Below are 2,467 nucleotides of genomic sequence, written 5' to 3'. Positions count from 1 at the left end.
GAGTGCGATTCGTTTAACCCAAATGGGTAGCAATACTCAGGGAAGGTTAGCCTAACCAACTGGTTAGTATAACTGAATACACATCTAGGTGCAGGATTCACAAGTCCCTAGTCCTAGTCCGCAAGTGCAGCGGTAAAAGCATATCCCCTATTTTGTTGGGTAGCAACCAATAGGGTAAAGCGGGGATAAAAGACAAGAACTACTGGTAGCCGAAACTGGTAACTGTCAAGCACGAGTTCATGTGTAGCGAAAGCAAAGATGTGTCTGAACCATCGTAATTTTCAGATGGTCAAATGGCTAAATCAAGAATAAACCCGTTGAAAAAACACGGTAAAGACTGATTAAGACCAAGCCAAAAGGCAAGGATAGGGCATAGGCAATTTCACACTTGACCTATAAGCACCGCCCATAAACCCGGTGGATAGCATCGCACTAAAAACTCAAACAATGTGTATTTGGAACGAAGTAACTCTTATATATTTCTGGAATCATGTCGATTATCCAGTAAGTAGCTAACGAACAATATATGAGAGAGGGATTGTATCAGAAGCCAATGCTCTGTTGTAATGACAGAGATATGCAGACAGGTACACGGTAACTTCAAGGATAGGAACTTAGTAGCAATGAATAAGTCTAAAACGCGGGACAACCCGACGGTGGAATGGAATCAAATCAATTGGCGAAAAGCCGAAAGATTGACATTTAAGTTGCAAAGACGTATCTATCGAGCAAGTGAGCGTGGCGATGTTAAAGCAGTTCGGAAGCTTCAAAAGACCTTGATTAATTCATGGTCTAATAAGGTTCTAGCGGTACGACGGGTAACACAAGACAATACTGGCAAGCGTACAGCAGGTGTGGATGGCATAAAATTGTTAACCCCAAAGCAACGATTAAAGCTAGTAAGTCAACTCAAAATAACTGGTAAATCTCAACCGACTCGTCGGGTAATGATACCAAAACCAGGAACTAATGAGTCAAGACCATTAGGAATACCTACAATGTACGACCGCGCCTTACAAGCAGTTGTGAAAGCAGCACTTGAGCCAGAATGGGAGGCAAAATTTGAGCCAAACTCATACGGTTTTAGACCCGGTAGGTCATGTCACGATGCGATTGGAGCTATCTTTGACAGTATCAGATACAAAGCAAAATATGTGCTAGATGCTGATATTGCCAAATGCTTTGACCGCATTAATCACAAAGCATTACTTGACAAAATCAATACCTATCCAGGACTCCGAACACAAATTAAGTCCTGGCTTAAAAGTGGGGTATTAGACCAAGGTGAAATCTTCCCGACCAAAGAAGGCACACCACAAGGTGGGGTCATCTCTCCACTTTTGGCTAACATTGCCTTACATGGAATGGAAGAACGGGTCAAACAATATGCGGAAACGCTAACAAAAGGATACTACGGAATCAGTAAAAAAGATAAACGAGGTTCCTTAAGTTTAATCCGGTACGCCGATGATTTTGTGATTATTCACAAAGACATTGAAGTAATACTAGCCTGTCAGAAAATAATTGCAGAATGGTTAAGTGATGTTGGCTTAGAATTGAAGCCAAGTAAAACAAAATTAACCCACACCCTCAACGAATATAATGGAAATGTTGGGTTTGAGTTCTTAGGATTCCATGTACAACAACACAAGGTAGGCAACTATCGAAGTGCTAAAAATACAGTAGGAATACCGCTAGGTTTTACAACATTAATCACCCCGTCTAAGCCCAAAGTCAAAGCCCATCTAGCTAAAATTGCAGAAGTGATAGACACCCATAACACCGCCCCCCAAGTCGCTTTAATTAGTCGGCTGAATCCAATAATCAGGGGATGGTCAAACTATTACTCAACAGTAGTAAGTAAAGATACCTTTAACAAGGTAGACAGTCTTACCTATGACAAGCTAAGAGCATGGGCGAGAAGACGGGGAAAAGGTAGCATCAATAAAGACAAATACTGGCGAACAGTAGGCGACAGAAATTGGTGTTTCAGCACAGAAGAAGGTTTAGAATTAATCCAACACAAAGCAAAGCCTATTGTAAGGCACGTCAAAGTGAAGGGTAACGCAACGCCTTACGATGGTGACTGGATTTACTGGAGCAAGAGACGCGGAGAATACCCGGAAACACCAAAAAGAGTGGCAACACTGCTTAAGACACAAAAAGGTAAATGTACCCACTGTGGTCTGTATTTCACACCTACAGACATTGTAGAAGTTGACCATATCCAACCTCGCTCATTAGGCGGTAAGGATGAGTACAAAAACCTCCAACTTCTACATAAACACTGCCACGACACAAAAACGGAAAATGACGGTTCCCTTGATAAGGACTATTGTAACAATCCGTTTTGAATTGTGTCCATAAAAAGGATGAAGATATCAAGGAGCGGAATGATGCGAAAGCATCACGTTCCGTTCTGAACGAGAGGTAGGGGTAGAAATGCCCCTATCGACTCTAACAAAGC

Annotated in this window: 1 protein-coding gene; it reads left to right on the top strand. The window is 42.0% G+C overall.

The genetic code is table 11. From position 1 onward, the window contains the following. Positions 1-623: 623 nt before the first annotated feature. Complete coding sequence (gene ltrA / locus QUB04_RS32290; protein WP_333290736.1) at positions 624-2,354, top strand: group II intron reverse transcriptase/maturase; 1,731 nt, start codon at positions 624-626, stop codon at positions 2,352-2,354. Positions 2,355-2,467 lie beyond the last annotated feature (113 nt).

It is taken from the genome of Microcoleus sp. D2_18a_B4, assembly GCF_036702475.1.
In the GTDB taxonomy this organism is placed as follows: domain Bacteria; phylum Cyanobacteriota; class Cyanobacteriia; order Cyanobacteriales; family Microcoleaceae; genus Microcoleus.
The sequence above is the reverse complement of the archived record's forward strand: the minus strand, read 5'-3'. Positions and strand labels throughout refer to the sequence as shown.

Coding starts and splice junctions, on each gene's coding strand:
- ltrA (WP_333290736.1), top strand. CDS start 624: ATGAATAAGTCTAAAACGCGGGACAACCCGACGGTGGAATGGAATCAA.